Source organism: Delftia sp. ZNC0008 (assembly GCF_000799035.1).
GTDB lineage: Bacteria > Pseudomonadota > Gammaproteobacteria > Burkholderiales > Burkholderiaceae_C > Comamonas > Comamonas tsuruhatensis.
Map to the genome: position 1 here is coordinate 1 of NZ_JTKZ01000496.1, position 17,354 is coordinate 17,354.

16 protein-coding genes are annotated in these 17,354 nt (G+C 67.8%); all 16 read left to right on the forward strand.

Features of this window, described 5'->3' with window-relative positions:
* Nucleotides 1–487, forward strand: a 487-nt coding sequence (gene tssJ / locus L995_RS16735; protein ID WP_047472699.1) for a type VI secretion system lipoprotein TssJ, incomplete at its 5' end; no start/stop codon positions are given.
* A 17-nt stretch (nucleotides 488–504) separates the two neighbouring features.
* The gene (gene tssK, locus L995_RS16740) at nucleotides 505–1,839 is read left to right on the forward strand and encodes a type VI secretion system baseplate subunit TssK (RefSeq protein WP_016446984.1); all 1,335 of its coding nucleotides are present in this window, start codon (nucleotides 505–507) and stop codon (nucleotides 1,837–1,839) included.
* 21 nt (nucleotides 1,840–1,860) lie between these two features.
* Nucleotides 1,861–3,192, forward strand: coding sequence for a DotU family type VI secretion system protein (locus L995_RS16745; protein ID WP_043790650.1), 1,332 nt, complete (start codon nucleotides 1,861–1,863; stop codon nucleotides 3,190–3,192).
* Between the two features lie 5 nt (nucleotides 3,193–3,197).
* Nucleotides 3,198–6,854: a type VI secretion system membrane subunit TssM gene (tssM, locus tag L995_RS16750; RefSeq protein ID WP_047472700.1), complete on the forward strand. Its 3,657-nt coding sequence runs from the start codon at nucleotides 3,198–3,200 to the stop codon at nucleotides 6,852–6,854.
* A complete protein-coding gene (gene tagF, locus L995_RS16755; RefSeq protein WP_047472701.1) occupies nucleotides 6,836–7,540 on the forward strand; it encodes a type VI secretion system-associated protein TagF in 705 nt (234 codons plus the stop codon). Before tssM ends, tagF begins: the two co-directional genes overlap by 19 nt.
* 59 nt (nucleotides 7,541–7,599) lie before the next feature.
* On the forward strand, nucleotides 7,600–8,625 hold the full coding sequence (gene tssA, locus L995_RS16760) for a type VI secretion system protein TssA (protein WP_047472702.1): 1,026 nt from the start codon (nucleotides 7,600–7,602) through the stop codon (nucleotides 8,623–8,625).
* A gap of 48 nt (nucleotides 8,626–8,673) precedes the next feature.
* Nucleotides 8,674–9,324 carry a peptidoglycan recognition protein family protein gene (locus tag L995_RS16765; protein WP_052195821.1) on the forward strand — a complete coding sequence of 217 codons (651 nt, stop codon included), beginning with the start codon at nucleotides 8,674–8,676 and terminating at the stop codon, nucleotides 9,322–9,324.
* Nucleotides 9,315–9,734, forward strand: coding sequence for a hypothetical protein (locus L995_RS16770; RefSeq protein ID WP_047472703.1), 420 nt, complete (start codon nucleotides 9,315–9,317; stop codon nucleotides 9,732–9,734). The genes L995_RS16765 and L995_RS16770 overlap by 10 nt, the downstream gene beginning before the upstream one ends.
* A 123-nt stretch (nucleotides 9,735–9,857) precedes the next feature.
* Nucleotides 9,858–10,400 carry a type VI secretion system contractile sheath small subunit gene (gene tssB, locus L995_RS16775; RefSeq protein WP_047472704.1) on the forward strand — a complete coding sequence of 181 codons (543 nt, stop codon included), beginning with the start codon at nucleotides 9,858–9,860 and terminating at the stop codon, nucleotides 10,398–10,400.
* Between the two features lie 28 nt (nucleotides 10,401–10,428).
* Nucleotides 10,429–11,922, forward strand: coding sequence for a type VI secretion system contractile sheath large subunit (gene tssC, locus L995_RS16780; RefSeq protein ID WP_047472705.1), 1,494 nt, complete (start codon nucleotides 10,429–10,431; stop codon nucleotides 11,920–11,922).
* A gap of 117 nt (nucleotides 11,923–12,039) precedes the next feature.
* Nucleotides 12,040–12,411, forward strand: a complete 372-nt coding sequence (locus L995_RS16785) for a hypothetical protein (RefSeq protein ID WP_013802359.1) — start codon at nucleotides 12,040–12,042, stop codon at nucleotides 12,409–12,411.
* Between the two features lie 29 nt (nucleotides 12,412–12,440).
* Nucleotides 12,441–12,998 carry a hypothetical protein gene (locus L995_RS16790; RefSeq protein ID WP_047472710.1) on the forward strand — a complete coding sequence of 186 codons (558 nt, stop codon included), beginning with the start codon at nucleotides 12,441–12,443 and terminating at the stop codon, nucleotides 12,996–12,998.
* 47 nt (nucleotides 12,999–13,045) lie between these two features.
* Nucleotides 13,046–13,855, forward strand: coding sequence for a type VI secretion system accessory protein TagJ (locus L995_RS16795; protein ID WP_047472706.1), 810 nt, complete (start codon nucleotides 13,046–13,048; stop codon nucleotides 13,853–13,855).
* A gap of 131 nt (nucleotides 13,856–13,986) precedes the next feature.
* Nucleotides 13,987–14,541: a type VI secretion system baseplate subunit TssE gene (gene tssE / locus L995_RS16800; RefSeq protein WP_016453373.1), complete on the forward strand. Its 555-nt coding sequence runs from the start codon at nucleotides 13,987–13,989 to the stop codon at nucleotides 14,539–14,541.
* A gap of 23 nt (nucleotides 14,542–14,564) precedes the next feature.
* Nucleotides 14,565–16,439, forward strand: coding sequence for a type VI secretion system baseplate subunit TssF (gene tssF, locus L995_RS16805; RefSeq protein ID WP_047472707.1), 1,875 nt, complete (start codon nucleotides 14,565–14,567; stop codon nucleotides 16,437–16,439).
* Nucleotides 16,436–17,354, forward strand: a 919-nt coding sequence (tssG, locus tag L995_RS16810; RefSeq protein WP_047472708.1) for a type VI secretion system baseplate subunit TssG, incomplete at its 3' end; no start/stop codon positions are given. The genes tssF and tssG, both read left to right, overlap by 4 nt.

Genomic DNA, 17,354 nt, shown 5'->3' on the forward strand with positions numbered 1-17,354 from the left:
CCTCAATCCCCTGAGCCGCGCGCCTGAAGTGGCGCCCACGGCCGTGCCCGCCGCCGTGTTCGAGGTGGTGGCCGACATGGACATCAACCCCGACCGCGAAGGCATCCCCAAGCCCGTGCTGCTGCGCATCTACGAGCTGCGCGCCTCCGCCGCCTTCGACCGCGCCGGCTTCTTCGACCTGCAGGACAAGGACGACGGCCAGCTGGGCAGCGACTTCGTGCGGCGCGAGGAATTCCTGATCGCGCCCGGCCAACGCCAGGTGATTGAGCGCAAGGGCAACCCCGATGTGCGCGCCTTCGGCCTGTTCGCCGCCTACCGCGATCTGGAGCGCAGCACCTGGCGCGCCTCGGCCGCCGCGCCCAACTCCGTGGAGCTGCGCAGGCGGTGGTGGGGCATGGGCTCCACCGAAAAGCTGCAGCCCGTGCGCTACCAGGTGCACCTGACCCGCGAGGAGGTCACCGTGCGCATCCAACCCGCATCCCAATAAACGCACATCTATCCACCATGGTCTGGCAACGCAAAGTCATCTGGGCCGAAGGCATGTTCCTTCGGCCCCAGCACTTCCAGCAGCAGGAGCGCTTCCTGTTCCGGCAACTGCAGTCGCGCAGCCTGCCGGGACAGCCCTTTTTCTGGGGCTTCTCGGAACTGGAGCTGGACACCGATCTGCTGCGCATGGGCAAGCTGGGCATACGCTCGGCACACGGCGTGCTGCCCGACGGCACGCCGTTCCAGCTGCCGGGCGACGACGAGGCGCCCACCCCGCTGGACATCGGCAAGGACCTCAAGGACGTGGTGGTGCACCTGGCCCTGCCGCTGCGCCGCCTGTCGGGCAGCGAGGTCACCTTTGGTGAAGGCACGCAAAGCCCCGCGCGCTATCTCAGTGACGTGACCGAAGTGGCGGACAGCAACGACGTGGGCGCCCAGCCCGCCGAGGTGCAGCTGGGCCGGCTGCGCCTGAGCCTGCGCCCCGCCCACGAGCTGACCGAAGGCTGGGTCAGCCTGCCCGTGGCCCATGTGGTCGAGCGCCAGGCCAGCGGAGGCGTGCTGCTGGAGCCCGGCTTCATTCCCACCGTGGTCAACAACGGGCCCAGCTCGGTGCTCAATACCTTCTGCAAGGAAATCCACGGCCTGCTGCGCCAGCGCGGCGAGGTTCTGGCCCAGCGCATGATCCAGCCCGAGCGCGGCGGCATCGGCGAGGTCGGCGACTTCCTGCTGCTGCAGCTCATCAACCACTGGACGGGCGCCGCCCAGCACTGGGTGCGCACCGGCAGCATCCATCCCGAGCGCCTGTTCGAGGAACTGCTGCGCCTGGCCGCCGAGCTGACCACCTTCGACCACGAGCGCCGCCGCCCCGAGGTGCTGCCCGTCTATGACCACGACGACCTGCGGCGCAGCTTTCCGCCACTGATGCTGGAGCTGCGGCGCAGCCTGTCCTCGGTGCTGGAGCAAAACGCCATCCAGATCCCGCTGCACGACCGCCAATACGGCGTGCGCGTGGCGCTGATCCCGTCCACCGAGCTGCTGACCACCTGCGACTTCGTGCTGGCCGCCCATGCCCAGACCACGCCGGAATTCCTGCGTACCCACTTCCCCACCCAGACCAAGCTGGGCCCGGTGGAGCGCATACGCGACCTGGTGAACCTGCACCTGCCCGGCGTCACGCTGCGGCCGCTGCCCATCGCCCCGCGCGAGATCCCCTACCACGCGGGCTACAACTATTTCGAGGTGGACACCACGCACGATCTGTGGAACCAGCTGCAAAGCTCCGGCGGCCTTGCCATGCACGTCTCCGGTGAATTCCCCGACCTGCAGCTGGAGTTCTGGGCCATCCGCCGCTGACGGCGCGACGCATCTTCCGACATGAACAGTTCCAACATCAGCCACCAAATGCCCTGGGGGAGAGACGGCGACGCGGGCCGAGCCGAAGGCGCAGCCAGCGGCGCAACCGCGCCTGCCGGTCAGGAGCCGCTGCGCTCCAACCTGCCCGACGTGGTCAGCGGCGGCAACCCGCTGGTGGCCGCCGCCAACCAGCTGCTGAACCTCATCCCCCAGATCCGCGCCATGGTCACCAACGAAGACCCGCGCGCGCTGCAGCAGCTGCTGCTCGAACACATACGCGAGTTCGAGCAGCGTGCCGGCGCCAGCGGCGTGCCCATGGAAACCATCATCGGCGCGCGCTACTGCATCTGCACCGTGCTCGACGAAACCGCCGCCCAGACGCCCTGGGGCAGCGCAGGTATCTGGCCTCACTACAGCCTGCTCGTGGCCCTGCACAACGAAACCTGGGGCGGCGAGAAGTTCTTCCAGCTGCTGGCCCGGCTGGTGCAGACGCCGCACCAGCACATCGACCTCATCGAGCTGCTGTACTACTGCGTGATGCTGGGCTTCGAAGGCCGCTACCGCGTGATCGACAACGGCCGCGCCCAGCTGGAGACGCTCAAGGCGCGCCTGCTGCAGCTCATCGAATCGACGCGCGGCGACCGCAGCAGCCTGCTGTCCGTGCACTGGCGCGGCGTGCAGCGCCTGGCCTCGCCGCCCTGGGCCATGGTGCCGCTGTGGGTGGCGGCAGCCATCACGCTGCTGCTGGCGTTCTTCATCTACCTGTGGTTCAGCTACCGGCTGTCCAACAGCTCGGACGATCTGTTCGCCGCCATCAACGAGATCCGGTTCCCGCGCACCTCGGCGGCTGCCACCGTGGCCACCATCAAGCCGCGGCTGCGCCAGTTCCTGGAGCCCGAAATCCGCGAAGGCCTGGTCAGCGTGCGCGACGAAGCCGACCGCAGCACCGTCATCCTGCGCGGCGACGGCCTGTTCGACCCGGCTGCCACCGTCGTCAAGCCCCGCTACGTGCAGGTCATCCACCGCGTGGCCGCGGCGCTGGACGAAGTGCCGGGCAAGGTCATCGTCAATGGCTACACCGACAACCTGCCCATACGCACGGCACGCTTCCCCTCCAACTGGAACCTGTCGCAGGAGCGCGCCCAGGCCGTGTCCCAGATGCTGGGCGGCTCGCTGCGCGACCGCCAGCGCCTGCATGCCGAGGGCCGTGCCGACAGCGACCCCGTCGCCCCCAACAACACGGCCGAAGGCCGGGCGCTGAACCGGCGGGTGGAAATCGTCCTGCTGGTCGCGCCCCAGCAGCGTGACCAGCAACTGCAGGCCCTGCCTGCCGCACCCGAGACCAGGAACTGACCCCCATGATCCGTCGCATCGCCTCATGGCTGTTCAACCGCTACATGCTGGAGCTTCTGGGCCTGGTGGCCCTGAGCCTGCTCATCTGGTTCGTCGGCCCCCTCGTCTTCATCCAGCCCTACCAGCCGCTGGGCAGCCCCACCGTGCGCTGGTGGTTGATCGCCGGCCTGTTCATCCTCTGGTTCCTGCGCCTGCTGCTGAAATGGTGGCGCGCACAGCGCATGAACGAGCACCTCATGACCGGCTTGGCCCGCCTGACCTCGCCGCGCGAGGCGGACGGCACGCCCGCCGCCGGCTCCGAGGAAGTGGCCGAGCTGGAGTCGCGCTTCAAGGAAGCCCTGGACACGCTGAGCAAGACCCGCTTCGGCCAGACCGAAGGCGGCCTGTTCGGGCGCTGGAACAAGCGCTACATCTACCAGTTGCCCTGGTACCTGATCATCGGCTCGCCGGGTTCGGGCAAGACCACGGCCCTGATCAACTCGGGGCTGGACTTCCCGCTGGCGGCCCAGTTCGGCAAGCGCGCCATCCCCGGCATGGGCGGCACGCGCAACTGCGACTGGTGGTTCACCGACCAGGCCGTGCTGCTGGACACGGCCGGCCGCTACACCACCCAGGAAAGCGATGCGGAGCAGGACAAGGCTGCCTGGAAGGGCTTCATGCAGCTGCTCAGGCGCTTTCGCGGACGCCAGCCCGTCAACGGCGTCATCGTCACGCTCAGCGTGCAGGAGCTGCTCAGTGCCGGCGACGCCGAGCGCGCCCAGCTGGCCCAGCTGATCGGCCTGCGCCTGAGCGAGCTGTGCGAGGAGCTGACCATCCGCTTCCCCGTCTACGTGCTGGTCACCAAGAGCGACCTGCTGGCGGGCTTCAACGAGTTCTTCGGCGCCATGAGCCGCGAGGAGCGCGCCCAGGTCTGGGGCTTCACCTACCCCTATGACGAAAAGACCCAGCGCTCGCCCGCGAGCGACCCGCAGGCCGCCAGCGCCCTGTACATGGAGGAGTTCGACGCCCTTGTCGCCCAGATCAACCGCCTGCTGCCCCAGCGGCTGATGACCGAGCCTGATCTTGCGCGCCGCAGCCTGCTCTACGCCCTGCCCCAGCAGTTTTCCGGCCTCAAGGACGTGGTGCGCGACACGCTGGATGCGGCGTTCTCCGCATCGCGCTTCAAGGAAAAGCCGCTGCTGCGCGGCGTCTACTTCACCAGCGGCACGCAGGAGGGCATGCCCTTCGACCGCGTGATGTCGGCCCTGTCGCGCCGCTTTGCGCTGCGCGGCCGCCTGCCGGCCGATGCCGTGCCGCAGCAGGGCCGCAGCTACTTCCTGGAGTCGCTGTTCAAGGACGTGATGTTCAACGAGTCCGGCCTGACCGGGCGCAACGCCAAGAAAGAGCGCCAGCTGCGCCTGATGCAGGCCGCCGGCCTGTGCGCCCTGCTGCTGGCCCTGGGCGGCGCGGCCCTGGCCTGGACGCTGAGCTACGAGAACAACCAGCGCTACCTGAACGAAGTGGCCGACAACGCCGGCACGCTGCGCCAGGCCGTGGAGGAATCCAAGGCCACCGATCCCGACAACGTGGTCGCCCTGGTGCCCATGCTCAACCACGCGGCGCGCGTGGCGCAGAGCAGCCGCTTCGAGGAATCGGCCCCGCTGGGCTGGCGCTGGGGCCTGCTGCAGGTGCCCAAGGTGCAGACGGCCGCCCACGCCACCTACCTGCGCCTGCTGGAAGACGCCTGGCTGCCGCGCCTGAGCAGCCATGTCGCGCGCTCGCTGCGCCAGGTCAGCACCGGCAGCCCCGAGGCCAGCTACGAAACGCTCAAGGCCTATCTCATGCTCTACGAGCCCGACCACTTCGACGCCACCTTCGTCAAGGCCTGGCTGCGCAGCGATTGGGAAAACACCCTGCCCCAGCATCTGGTGCAGGCCGGCCTGGTGGACCAGCTGTCCGAGCACCTGGACCGCCTCATCGACGGCCGCGTGGTGGTCTCCGCCCAGCCCATCGACGCCAACCTGGTCGCCGAAGTGCGCCAGCGCCTGGCCCAGATGTCGCCCGCCCAGCGTGCCTACAGCCGCCTCAAGCAGCTGCTGAACACCGGCGACAAGCTGCCGCCCGACTTCAGCGTGGTGCGTGCCAGCGGTCCCGAGGCGCCCCAGGTCTTTGCGCGTGCCAGCGGCAAGCCGCTCACCCAGGGCATCAGCGGCCTGTTCACCTATGACGGCTACCACGGCCTCTTCCTGCACGAGCTGCCCAAGGTCACCACCTTGCTGGCCAAGGAGGAAACCTGGGTGCTGGGCCAGGCCGAAGGCCGGCGCAGCGTGGCCCAGGAAGTGCTCACGGGCCAACTGGCCAACGAGGTCAAGCGCCTGTACCTGATGGAGTACGCGCGCCTGTGGGAAACCTTCCTGGCCGACATCCGCCCCATACGTACGGCCTCGCTGGAGCAGGCCGGCGAGCAGGCCCGCCTGTACTCGTCCGCCAACTCCAGCCTGGAGCAGTTCATCCGCGCCGTGGCCCGCGAGACCACGCTGGCCCGCCGCCCGGACCAGCAGGAAGGCGGCAGCTCGGGCAGCACCAGCAGCTGGCTGGGCGAGAAACTGCAGCGCATCCGCGAGGAACAGCACCAGCTCAGCCGCCTGACCGGCAAGCCGCTGAACGTGGGCGGCATGCTGGCCACGGGCACGCTGGAGGCCGACATCGTGGACTTCCGCTTCCGCGAATACCGGCGCCTTGCCACCAGCAACGGCTCGGGCCCGGCGCCCATCACCGCCAGCCTGCAGGTGCTCAACGAGGCGGCGGCCGTCATCGCCTCGGCGCGCCAGCAGGTGATCCAGGGCGGCGGCGTGCCTCCCTCGCTGAGCGGCACGCTGGAGAAGGTGCGCTCGGAGGCCAAGCGCGTGCCGCCTCCGCTCAACAGCATGTACGAGGCCCTGGCCACCTCCACCTCGTCCTTCGTGGGAAGCAGCGTGCGCAGCACGCTGGGCGGCAACCTCAACGCCACCATCGGCGACTTCTGCCGCCGCGCCATCCTGGGCCGCTACCCCTTCACGCGCAGCGCCACGCGCGACGTGACCACGGACGACTTCGCCCGCCTGTTCGCCACGGGCGGCACCATGGACGAGTTCTTCCGCACCCAGCTGCAGACCATGGTGGACATCTCCACCGTGCCCTGGACCTTCAAGCAGGGTGTGGACGGCACGCCGGTGGGGGGCTCTGCCTCGCTGGCCGCCTTCCAGCGCGCGGCCTCCATCCGCGACGTGTTCTTCCGCGCAGGCGGCAACACGCCCGGCATCCGGCTGGAGATCAAGCCGCTGGACATGGACGCCTCCATCTCCCAGATGGTGCTGGACGTGGACGGCGAGATCGTGCGCTACCAGCACGGCCCGCAGATCCCCAAGGCCGTCTCCTGGCCCGGCACGCGCGGCACCGGCCAGGCCCGGCTGCAGATCACGGCGGCCGGCGCGCAGAACACCGGCATCGTGACCGAAGGCCCCTGGGCCCTGCACCGCCTGTTCGACCGCGCCCAGATCCTGCCGGGCAACTCGCCCGAGCGCTTCACGGCCATCTTCACCATCGACGGGCGCAAGCTGCGCATGGAAGTCACCACCAGCAGCGTTCTCAACCCATTCCGGCTCAAGGCCATGGAGGAATTCGAATGTCCGGACCGGCTGTGAACGCCATGACTGTCCAGCGGCCCTGCGCCGCCTGGTGGGGCAAGCTGCCCAGCCAGGGCGATTTCGTCGGCCGGCGCATGCCCCACGCACTGACCATGCGCTGGGACGAATGGCTGCGCAACGGCATGGACCAGTTGCGCAGCGATGCGGCCGACGGCTGGTCCACGCGCTTCGTGCACTCGCCGCTGTGGTTCTTCCTGTGCCCTGCCTCCATCCTGGGCCAGTCCATGGTGGGCGTGATCGGCCCCAGCTCGGACCGCATCGGCAGGCTCTTTCCGCTGGCCATCATGGCCACGGTGGACGGCAGCTCCGGCATGCCGGCGTCGGACCAGGACATCGAACGCTTTCTGAGCGGCGCACGCGATGCGCTCATCGACGCGCGGCGCCTGCCCCTGTCGGCCCAGCAGCTCGACGAGCGGCTGGCCACCCTGCAATGGCCGTTCCAGCAGGAGCGCAGCGCGCCGGACAGCACCTCCATCCACAGCCTGCTGGCCGACCTTGACATGGGCGCCTCGCAAGGCAACGCCGCGCGCCTGCCGCGCATGGACTGGCGCGCCTGCATGCGCCCGGGCTCCACCACCTCCGTCTGGTGGATCTCGGCCACGCCGCGCCACGCCCATGACGAGGTGGTCCAGCACGAAGTGCTGCACCGCCGCCTGTTCACCCGCCTGTTCAAGGGCGCCTGAACCCGCACAGAGCGCACTGCCCCTGCACACCAAACCCCAAGCCACATCGAATCCCGCCCATGGCCAATATCCAGGACCTGCTGACCGAGACCGCCGCCGAGCCCCCCTGCGGCCCGGACCTCACCTATGACAACGACTTCCAGTCCATGGAAAGCGCTGCCCAGGGCAAGGTCGAACAGCAGTTCGGCGACACCGTCATCCCCGCCGAGCCACCGGACTGGCGCGACGTGGAGCGCCAGGCCTCGGCCCTGATGCAGCGCACCAAGGACCTGCGCGTGGCCGTGCTGCTGTGCCGTGCCTGGACCATCCTGCACGGCCTGCCCGGCACGCTGCAGGGCCTGCAGCTGTGCGCCGCCCTGCTGGAGCGCCACTGGGAGCATGTCCACCCCCTACCCGAGGACGGCGACGACTACTTCATGCGCATGAACGCCCTGGGCACCCTGTCGGACGTGACGGGCTTTGTGCGCGACCTGCGCAACGCCGACTTCCTGCGCGGCGCCCTGGGCCAGATCAGCGTGCGCGACGCCGAACTGATGGCCAAGGGCAACGTGCCCGAGGACCTGCCGCACCTGACCGCCGACGAGCTGCGCATGGCCTCGGCCCGCGCACATGCCGAGGGCCACGAAACCCTGCTGGCCGTCACCCCCGCGCTGCAGGAACTCGACCGGATCTGCGCCTGCTGCGAACAGCACCTGCCCAGCCACCAGCAGCCCGAGCTCGACGGCCTGCGCCAGCTGCTGCTCGCCCTCAAGCAATGGCAGCCCCAGTCCACAGGCGACGCCGACACGGCCGCCGAAACCGAGCCGGCCGCACAGGTCGGCACCGGCGACGGCCTGGCAGCCCAGCCCGCGCCCGGCACTCCCCATACCCCGGCCCGCAGCCGCGAACAGGCGATTGCACAGTTGCTGGAGATCGCCGCCTTCGTGGAGCGCACCGAGCCCTCCAACCCCGCCCCCCTGCTCATCCGCCGCGCCGCCCGGTTCATGCGCATGGGCTTCATGGACATCCTGCGCGAACTGTCGCCCGACAGCCTGGCCCAGGTGGAAGTGATCACGGGCGCCCACCTGCAGGACAACCAGGCATGACCCCCGTCTTCAGGAACGAAGCACCCATTGGCAGAAAGGATTGATGCAATGCTGGAAATCGACAAGGACGGAATGGTGATCAATAACGCACGCATTCTGGTTAGGCGCACCACGGCCATCGAGCGAGCCCAGATGCCGACCGTCAGGGGAATCATCGTGCACCAGACGGGCTCCTCCACCGAGCAGGCTGTCTTTAACAGCTACCAGGTACGCGGAGCCAACGGGGCCCACTTTCTCATCAGCAAGCAGGGCACGATCTACCAGACAGCCTCGCTGTACCGGCGGACCAACCATGTCGGCAATGTCAGGGCACGATGCATTGCCGAGCTCAGGTGCACAGCGGCTGAGATAAAGCGGTTTCGCAAGAGCGACTATGAAGAGATTCATCGCATCGAAATGACAAAAAGCGTTCCAGAACGCTATCCGTCAAACCAAGACAGTATCGGCATCGAGATAGTCGGCATTGCCTCGCTGCCGACGGATAAAAAGATGCCCCCTAATCTCACGCAGCGGCAACAGCAGGTTTTCATAAATAACAACGCTGTATATGAAGCGGTAAATGGCCCGCAGCAAGGTGCGCTGAGCTATCTGTTGGAGGAGCTGAAGAGCAGCCTGCAGATACCCTCCACTGAGATTCATCGCCATCCTGCTGTCAGCTACAAGAACGTGACGGAAGCGGAGACTGCGACATGGCCATGAAGTGGTGTGCCATCGCCATCTGCTGCCTCGCAGTCCCAGCTTTTGCGGACGCGCCCTTTGCAGCGACCTCGCCCATCGAGCGCATCACGATCCGCAAAGGGGCCGTCAAAAGCGAAGACCCGAACATCAGCTGCAGCCGGCTGCGCATTGATGAAAAGCGCGTTCGCTATTTCCTGCGCCATGCCAAGCCCAGCATCCAATACAACTATGCGCAGGGCTATGAAATCGGCAGTTGCAGTGCCAGCGCCGCTGTCCGCTTCAAAGGCGGCCGTCAAGTCGAGCTGACCATCGACAGCGGCACTGGCTGGGGGACTGCGGAGAACAAGCGATCCATCGCCTATCTCTACTGCGAGGAATGCACGGATCTGCTGGACCCGGACTTCGACTTCAAGGAGCCGGCTGCCCCATGACGCCCACCCCATCCACCTGTTTCCACACGGCCTCTTGCGCCCTCAGCCCTTCGGTCCGCCGCAAGGCGGGACTCCAGGCTTTCTACTTCTGCGACCCATTTTTTTCTTGAAAGGAACACCCGCATGTCGCTCACCAAAACCGGCAAGAGTGGTCAGAAATTCATCGCGCGCAACCGTGCGCCGCGCGTGCAGATCGAGTACGACGTCGAGATCTACGGTTCGGAAAAGAAGGTGCAGATCCCCTTCGTGATGGGCGTGCTGGCCGATCTGTCGGGCAAGCCCGTCGATCCGCTGCCCGAGATCGCCGACCGCAAGTTCCTGGAGATCGACATCGACAACTTCGATGCGCGCATGAAGTCCATCAAGCCCCGCGTCGCCTTCCAGGTGGACAACACGCTGACGGGCGAGGGAAAGCTCAACATCGACCTGAGCTTCGAGAGCATGGAGGACTTCTCGCCCGCTGCCATCGCGCGGCGCGTGGGCGCGCTCAACTCGCTGCTGGAGGCACGCACCCAGCTGCACAACCTGCTGTCCTACATGGACGGCAAGCAGGGTGCCGAAGAGCTGATCGGCAAGGTGCTCAAGGACCCTGCGCTGCTCAAGTCGCTGGCAGCCGCGCCCAACATCACGCAGCCGCAGGCCTCCGGCCCTGCGTCCGAGGCTTGAGGCAGCACATCAGGAAGGCAAGCACGTCATGAATACCGCAACCCAACTCGAACAATCGACCCAGGCGCTGGCCGACAGCGAATTCGGCAACCTGCTGCAAAAGGAATTCAAGCCCAAGACCGAGCAGGCCCGCGAAGCCGTGGAAGCGGCCGTGCAGACACTGGCCCAGCAGGCGCTGGGCTCGGCGATCACCTTGTCCAACGATGCCTACCAGACGGTGCAGGCCATCATTGCCGAGATCGACCGCAAGCTGTCCGAGCAGATCAACCGCATCATCCACCACGACGACTACCAGAAGCTCGAAGGCGCCTGGCGCGGCCTGCACCACCTGGTGACCAACACCGAGGTGGACGAGATGCTCAAGATCCGCGTCATGAACATCTCCAAGAAGGAGCTGCACCGCAACATGCGCCGCTTCAAGGGCGTGGGCTGGGACCAGAGCCCCGTCTTCAAGAAGGTGTACGAAGAGGAGTACGGCCAGTTCGGCGGCGAGCCCTTCGGCTGCCTGGTGGGCGACTATCACTTCGACCACAGCCCGCCGGACGTGGAGCTGCTCGGTGAAATGGCCAAGGTGGCTGCCGCGGCCCACTGCCCCTTCATCTCGGGCGCGGCGCCCGCCATCATGCAGATGGAATCCTGGCAGGAGCTGGCCAACCCGCGCGACCTGACCAAGATCTTCACCAACACCGAGTACGCCGCCTGGCGCAGCCTGCGCGAGTCCGACGACGCCAAGTACATCGGCCTGGCCATGCCCCGCTTCCTGGCACGCCTGCCCTACGGCGCGCGCACCAACCCGGTCGATGAATTCGATTTCGAGGAAGAAACCGACAGCGGCGACCACGGCAAGTACTGCTGGGCCAACTCGGCCTACGCCATGGCGGTCAACATCAACCGCTCGTTCAAGTACTACGGCTGGTGCACCTCCATCCGCGGCGTGGAATCGGGCGGCGCGGTGGACAACCTGCCGGCCCACACCTTCCCCACCGACGATGGCGGCGTGGACATGAAGTGCCCCACGGAAATCGCCATCAGCGACCGCCGCGAGGCCGAGCTCGCCAAGAACGGCTTCATGCCCCTGGTGCACCGCAAGAACTCGGACGTGGCCGCCTTCATCGGCGCCCAGTCGCTGGCCAAGCCCGCCGAGTACTACGACTCCGACGCCACGGCCAATGCCAACCTGTCGGCGCGCCTGCCCTACATGTTCGCCTGCTGCCGCTTCGCGCACTACCTCAAGTGCATCGTGCGCGACAAGATCGGCTCCTTCCGCGAGCGCACCGACATGGAGCGCTGGCTCAACGACTGGATCATGAACTACGTGGACGGCGACCCGGCCAACTCCTCGCAGGAAACCAAGGCCCGCAAGCCCCTGGCCGCCGCCGAGGTGCAGGTGCAGGAAGTCGAGGGCAACCCCGGCTACTACACCTCCAAGTTCTTCCTGCGCCCCCACTACCAGCTGGAAGGCCTGACGGTGTCGCTGCGCCTGGTGTCCAAGCTGCCTTCCGTGAAGCAGGGCGCGAAGTAAGACTGTCCGCCCACCTGGCTCCTGGTGCCGACACGCTCGCACCAGGGCCAGGCCCCATAACAAGAAACAGGCCTGGAGAAGCTTTCCCCTCCAGGACCCAACTCAGAGAGGCTTTTCATGCCCTGGAATGTAGACAACGCCGTCGCCACCCTGCAGACCAATGCCCGCGCCAGTTCGGCCGGCTACTGCGCGCGCTATGTGCGCGATGCGATCGGCGCTGGCGGCATCGCACTGCAGCGCACGCGTGATGCCAAGGACTACGGCACCAGCCTGGTGGCCGCCGGCTTCACACGCTACGACGCCATGCCCGAAGGTGGCTACAAGAAAGGCGATGTGGCGGTGATGCAGGGCTTCACCTCATCGCCCGCCGGCCACATGCAGATGTTCGACGGAAGCGTCTGGATCTCGGACTTCAAGCAGAACGGTTTCTGGGCAGGCCCCGGCTACCGCACCCACAAGCCCGCTTTCAAGATCTACCGCCATCCCTGATGCGCCTGATGCGCCCATTGAGCCACGCCATGAACGCCTGTTCCAAAACCTTCTTCACCCTGCTGCTGGCCGGCACGGCCTGCGCCACGGTGCAAGCCGCCCCCGCCACGACAACGACGGCGGCAGCGGCAGCGGACATCACCACCCTGTTCACCGACGCACTGCATTGCCGCATCGAGTTTCCCGATGGCCGCGACGAAGCGCTGGCCCAGCGCCTGCGCGCGCAGGGCGTGACCGTGGTGGACCGCGCGCCCGGCGAAAGCCTGGACCTGCTCTACCTGTTTGCCACGCCGCTGGAGATCGATGGCACGCAGGTGTCCTCCATCACCGTGCGCGGCGGCAGCGGCAGCATTGTCGCGGCGCGCGCCACGGGCAGCCTGCAGGCGCTGGTCCAGCGCACCAAGGCCCGGCCGCAGGCGCGCAGCAGCTGGGATCTTGAAGGCTTTGGCGAGCTGCCCGCCCAGTACGCACGCGCCATGCCGCTCAGAAAGGGCCTGGACGAGACGCCACCGCGCATCGTCATCGGCCATGTGGCTGGCGAGGCGCCCGACGCCGTGCGCTGGGGCTGCCGCTCCTACGACGACTGACCGGGGCGCAGCCGCACCCCGCCCCTCTCTTTTTCCTGCGTTTCACCATGCCCCTGCCCAGCTTCACCTCACAGCTTTCCCTGGACGAGCAACTCAAGGCCCTGAAGGACCAGATCCGCCAGGCCCCGGCTTCGGCGCCCCTGCGCATCTACTACTTCCAGTTGCTGTGCGTGCTGGGCGAATGGCAAAAGGCACTGGAGCAGCTGCAGCTGTGCGCCCAGCTCGACCCGGCGTGCGAGCCCATGGCGCGCGCCTACCGCGAGGCCATCCGCTGCGAAGTGCTGCGCGCCGAGGTCTTCGCCGGCAAGAAAAAGCCTTTTCTCATGGGCGAGCCCGCGCAATGGCTGGCCTGCCTGATCGACGCGCTGGCCCACGAAGGCGCTGCCGCCCAGGACCTGCGCGCCCGCGCCCTGGACGAGGCGCCCGCCACCGCAGGCCACATGGGCGAGCACCGCTTCGAATGGCTGGCCGACAGCGATACCCGCCTGGGCCCCGTCTGCGAGCTGCTGGCCCACGGCAGCTACTACTGGCTGCCCTTCGACGCCATTGCACAGATCGGCTTCGAGCCCGTGCAGGACCTGCGCGACCTGATCTGGCTGCCCTGCGAGGTCACGCTGCGCGAGGGCGGCGCACTGCAGGGCTTCATGCCCGCGCGCTATCCGCTCGCGCCCGGCGATGACGACGCCGTCCGCATGTCGCGCCGCACGCAGTGGAGCCCGCTGGATGCAGCCTCCTCCGATCCTGACGAATCCTCGGGCCACGTGGCCGGCCACGGCCAGCGCACCTGGGTCACCGACTCCGAGGACTTTCCCATGCTGCAGGTGCGCCAGCTGGCGCTGGACACCGCCACGCGATGACGGAGCAAGCCATGCACGGAACAGTCGCCCCCACGTCCCCGCAAGCCCTGCGCTGCCCGTTCTTGCTGCTGGCTGCCTTGCTGTGTCTGGGCCCGTGGCATGCATCGGCCGCCGGTTCCTGAGGGCAAGCCATGCGCCCCAGTCCCCTCAACCCCATGCCCACGCTGCGCACGCGCCAGAACCAGGCGACCGCAGCCAAGGACCGGCTGCAGCCCGCCCTGCTGGACCGGCTGACCGACCATGAGCCCCATCTGCGCACCGAGCGGCCCGATGCGGTCTTCGTGAACGAATCCCGCCTGCGCGAGGCCCTGCTGCGCGACCTGGGCTGGCTGCTCAATGCGCGTGATGCCTGGGACCACGTGGAGATGGAGGGGCTGGAGCATGTGCAGCGCTCGGTCATCAACTACGGCATGCCGCCGCTGGCCGGCCAGCTGCTGTCCGAGCTGGACTGGGGCCATGTGGAGCGCAGCATCCGCGAAAGCATCCTGGCCTTCGAGCCGCGCATCCTGCCCAAGACGCTGGCCGTGACGCTGCTGGCCTCCACCGAGCAGCTCAACCACCACAACACGCTGCAGTTCGAGATCCGCTGCCAGTTCTGGTCCATGCCCTATCCGCTGGAGCTGCTGCTCAAGACCAGCCTGGACCTGGAGACCGGCCAGGTCTCGCTGCAAAACCTCAGGGCCTGAGCCCGGACGCCGCCACACACACCATGAATCCCCGCCTCGTCGAGTACTACAACCGCGAACTGGCCTATCTGCGCGAGCTGGGCGCCGAGTTCGCTGCCGCCTTTCCCAAGGTCGCGGGCCGTCTTTCGCTGCACGACACCGATGTGGCCGACCCCTATGTGGAGCGCCTGCTGGAGGGCTTCAGCTTTCTGAGCGCACGCATCCAGCTGAAGATGGACGCGGAGTTCCCGCGCCTGTCCCAGCGCATGCTGGAAATGGTCTGCCCCCATTACCTGGCGCCCACGCCATCCATGGTGGTGGTCCAGCTCAAGCCCAGTGCCAAGGAAGGCAACCTGGTCGATGGATTCACCCTGCCCTCGGGCAGCGTGCTGCGCACCCACAAGGTGCAGGAAGAGCAGACCATCTGCGATTTCCGCACCGGCGGGCCGCTGACGCTGTGGCCGCTGGAGATACGCCAGGCCCGCCTGGGCGGCCCGGCGCTGGACCTGCCCCATGCGCTGGTGCCCCAGCTGGGCGAGGCCGGCGGCCACCTGCGGCTGCAGCTGGCCACGCTGGATGCCTCGCAGTGCATGCAGGTGGCGCTGGACCAGCTGTGGGTGTACATCCATGCGGGCGACGTCGTCGCTTCCCATCTGCAGGAGCTCATCCACACGCAGACGCTGGCCATCGTGGTCCACCACCCGCAGGACCCGCGCCAGGTCTGGGACGTGCTCCCGCCCGATGCGCTGCGCGCCGAGGGCCATGACAGCGAACAGGCCCTGATTCCCTATTCGCACCGCGCCTTCCAGGGCCACCGGCTGCTGCACGAGTACTTCGCGTTTCCCGCGCGGCAGCGGTTCTTCTCGATCAACGGCCTGTCCCGCAGCATGCGCCGCATTGCCCACGACGGCGTGGGCATCACGCTGCTGCTGCGCCGCGCCGCGCCCACGCTGGAGCCGCAGATCGACGCGGCCAAGCTGCTGATGCACTGCATTCCGGCCATCAACCTGTTCGAGTACACGGCGGACCGCCTGCACGTGGCCTCCAACGTGCACGAATACCACGTCGTTGCCGACCGCATGCGGCCGCTGGACTTCGAGGTCTACGGCGTGCAGGCCGTCACCGGCCACCACGAAGGCAAGACGCAGGACCGTGAATTTGCGCCGCTGTACGCCTCCACTCACGGCCTGCACTCCACCGAGCAGGCCTACTTCACCACGCGGCGCGAGCCCCGGCTGTTTTCCGAACGCAGCCTGCGCAGCGGCCCGCGCACGCAGTACCTGGGCTCGGAAGTCTTCATCTCGCTGGTGGACCAGCGCGAGGCGCCGTTCTCCGACGAGCTCAAGCAGCTGTCCATGCATACCCTGTGCACCAACCGCGACCTGCCCCTGCTCATGCGCGTCAACCAGCCGGGCGGCGACTTTGCCCTTCAGGAGTCGGCACCGGTGGACTGGGCCCGCGTCATCGCCGGCCCCAGCGCCCCGATACCGGCCGTGGCCGATGGCGGCCTCACCTGGCGGCTGATCTCCCACCTGAGCCTGAACTACCTGGCCATGACCGACCTGTCCGACGAGGAAGGCGCCGCCACGCTGCAGGAGCTGCTGCGCCTGTACCTGGACCTGGGCAACCACCAGCTGGCCGGACAGATCGCCGCCATCCAGGGCATGCGCATCGAGCCCATCACGCGCCGCCTGCCCCAGCACCGCCAGCTCGTCTACGGGCGCGGCGTGGGCGTGCACCTGAGCGTGGACGAGCCGGCCATGGCCGGTGTCAGCCCCTGGCCCCTGGCCAACATGCTGGAGCGGTTCTTTGCCCGCCACGTGGGCGTCAACAGCTTCACCGAGCTGCAGCTGCACTCTCGCCAGCGCGGCCCCGTCGCGTACTGGGCGCCACGCCCCGGACAACGGCCCGGCATATGAGCAACGCCGCGCACGCTCCCCTTGCCCAGCCGGTGCCCGATCAGGACCCGGAGCTGCCCACCGTGCAGGCGAACGCGTCCGAGGACGCTCGGGCGCGCCTGTTCTGGCAGCGCCTGAGCGCCAGGCCCTACCAGTTCGACCTGATGCACAGCCTGCGCTACCTGCAGGCGCGCCACCCCGACCTGCCGCGCCTGGGCCAGGCCACGCGCCCCAAGGACGAACCGCTGCGCCTGGGCCAGGACCCGTCGCTGGCCTTCGCGCCCGCCACCATCGCCGAGATCCTGCCCTCGCGCGCCGGCGAGCCCGAGCGCATGACGGTCTGGAACTTCGGCCTCTACGGCCCCAACGGACCGCTGCCCACGCACATCACCGAATACGTGCGCGAGCGCCTGCGCCAGCATGACGACGCCACGCTGGCGCGTTTTTCCGACATCTTTCACCACCGCATGCTGCTGCTGCTGTTTCGCGCCTGGTCGGACGCCCAGCCCACGGCATCGCTGGACCGCCCCGGCGAGGACCCCTTCGGCCGCTACATAGACAGCTTCATCGGCACCGGCCTGCCCAGCCAGCGCGCACGCGACGACGTGCCCGACCACGCCAAGCGCTTCATGGCCGGCCACCTGACCCGCTGGACACGCAATCCCGAAGGCCTGTGCCAGGCCCTGTCGCACTACTTCCAGATCCCCGTGCGGCTGGAAGAAAACTGCCTGCACCACCTGGAGCTGGAACCCGGGCAGCAGACCCGGCTGCAAAGCCGCCCCTGCAACTCGCGCCTGGGAGTGGATGCCGTCGTGGGCTCGCGCGTGCCCGATGCGCAAAGCAAGTTCCGCCTGGTGCTCGGCCCGCTGGGCCTGGAGCAATACCGTCAGCTGCTGCCCCAGGCCGCACTGTTCCAGACCCTGGTGGACTACGCGG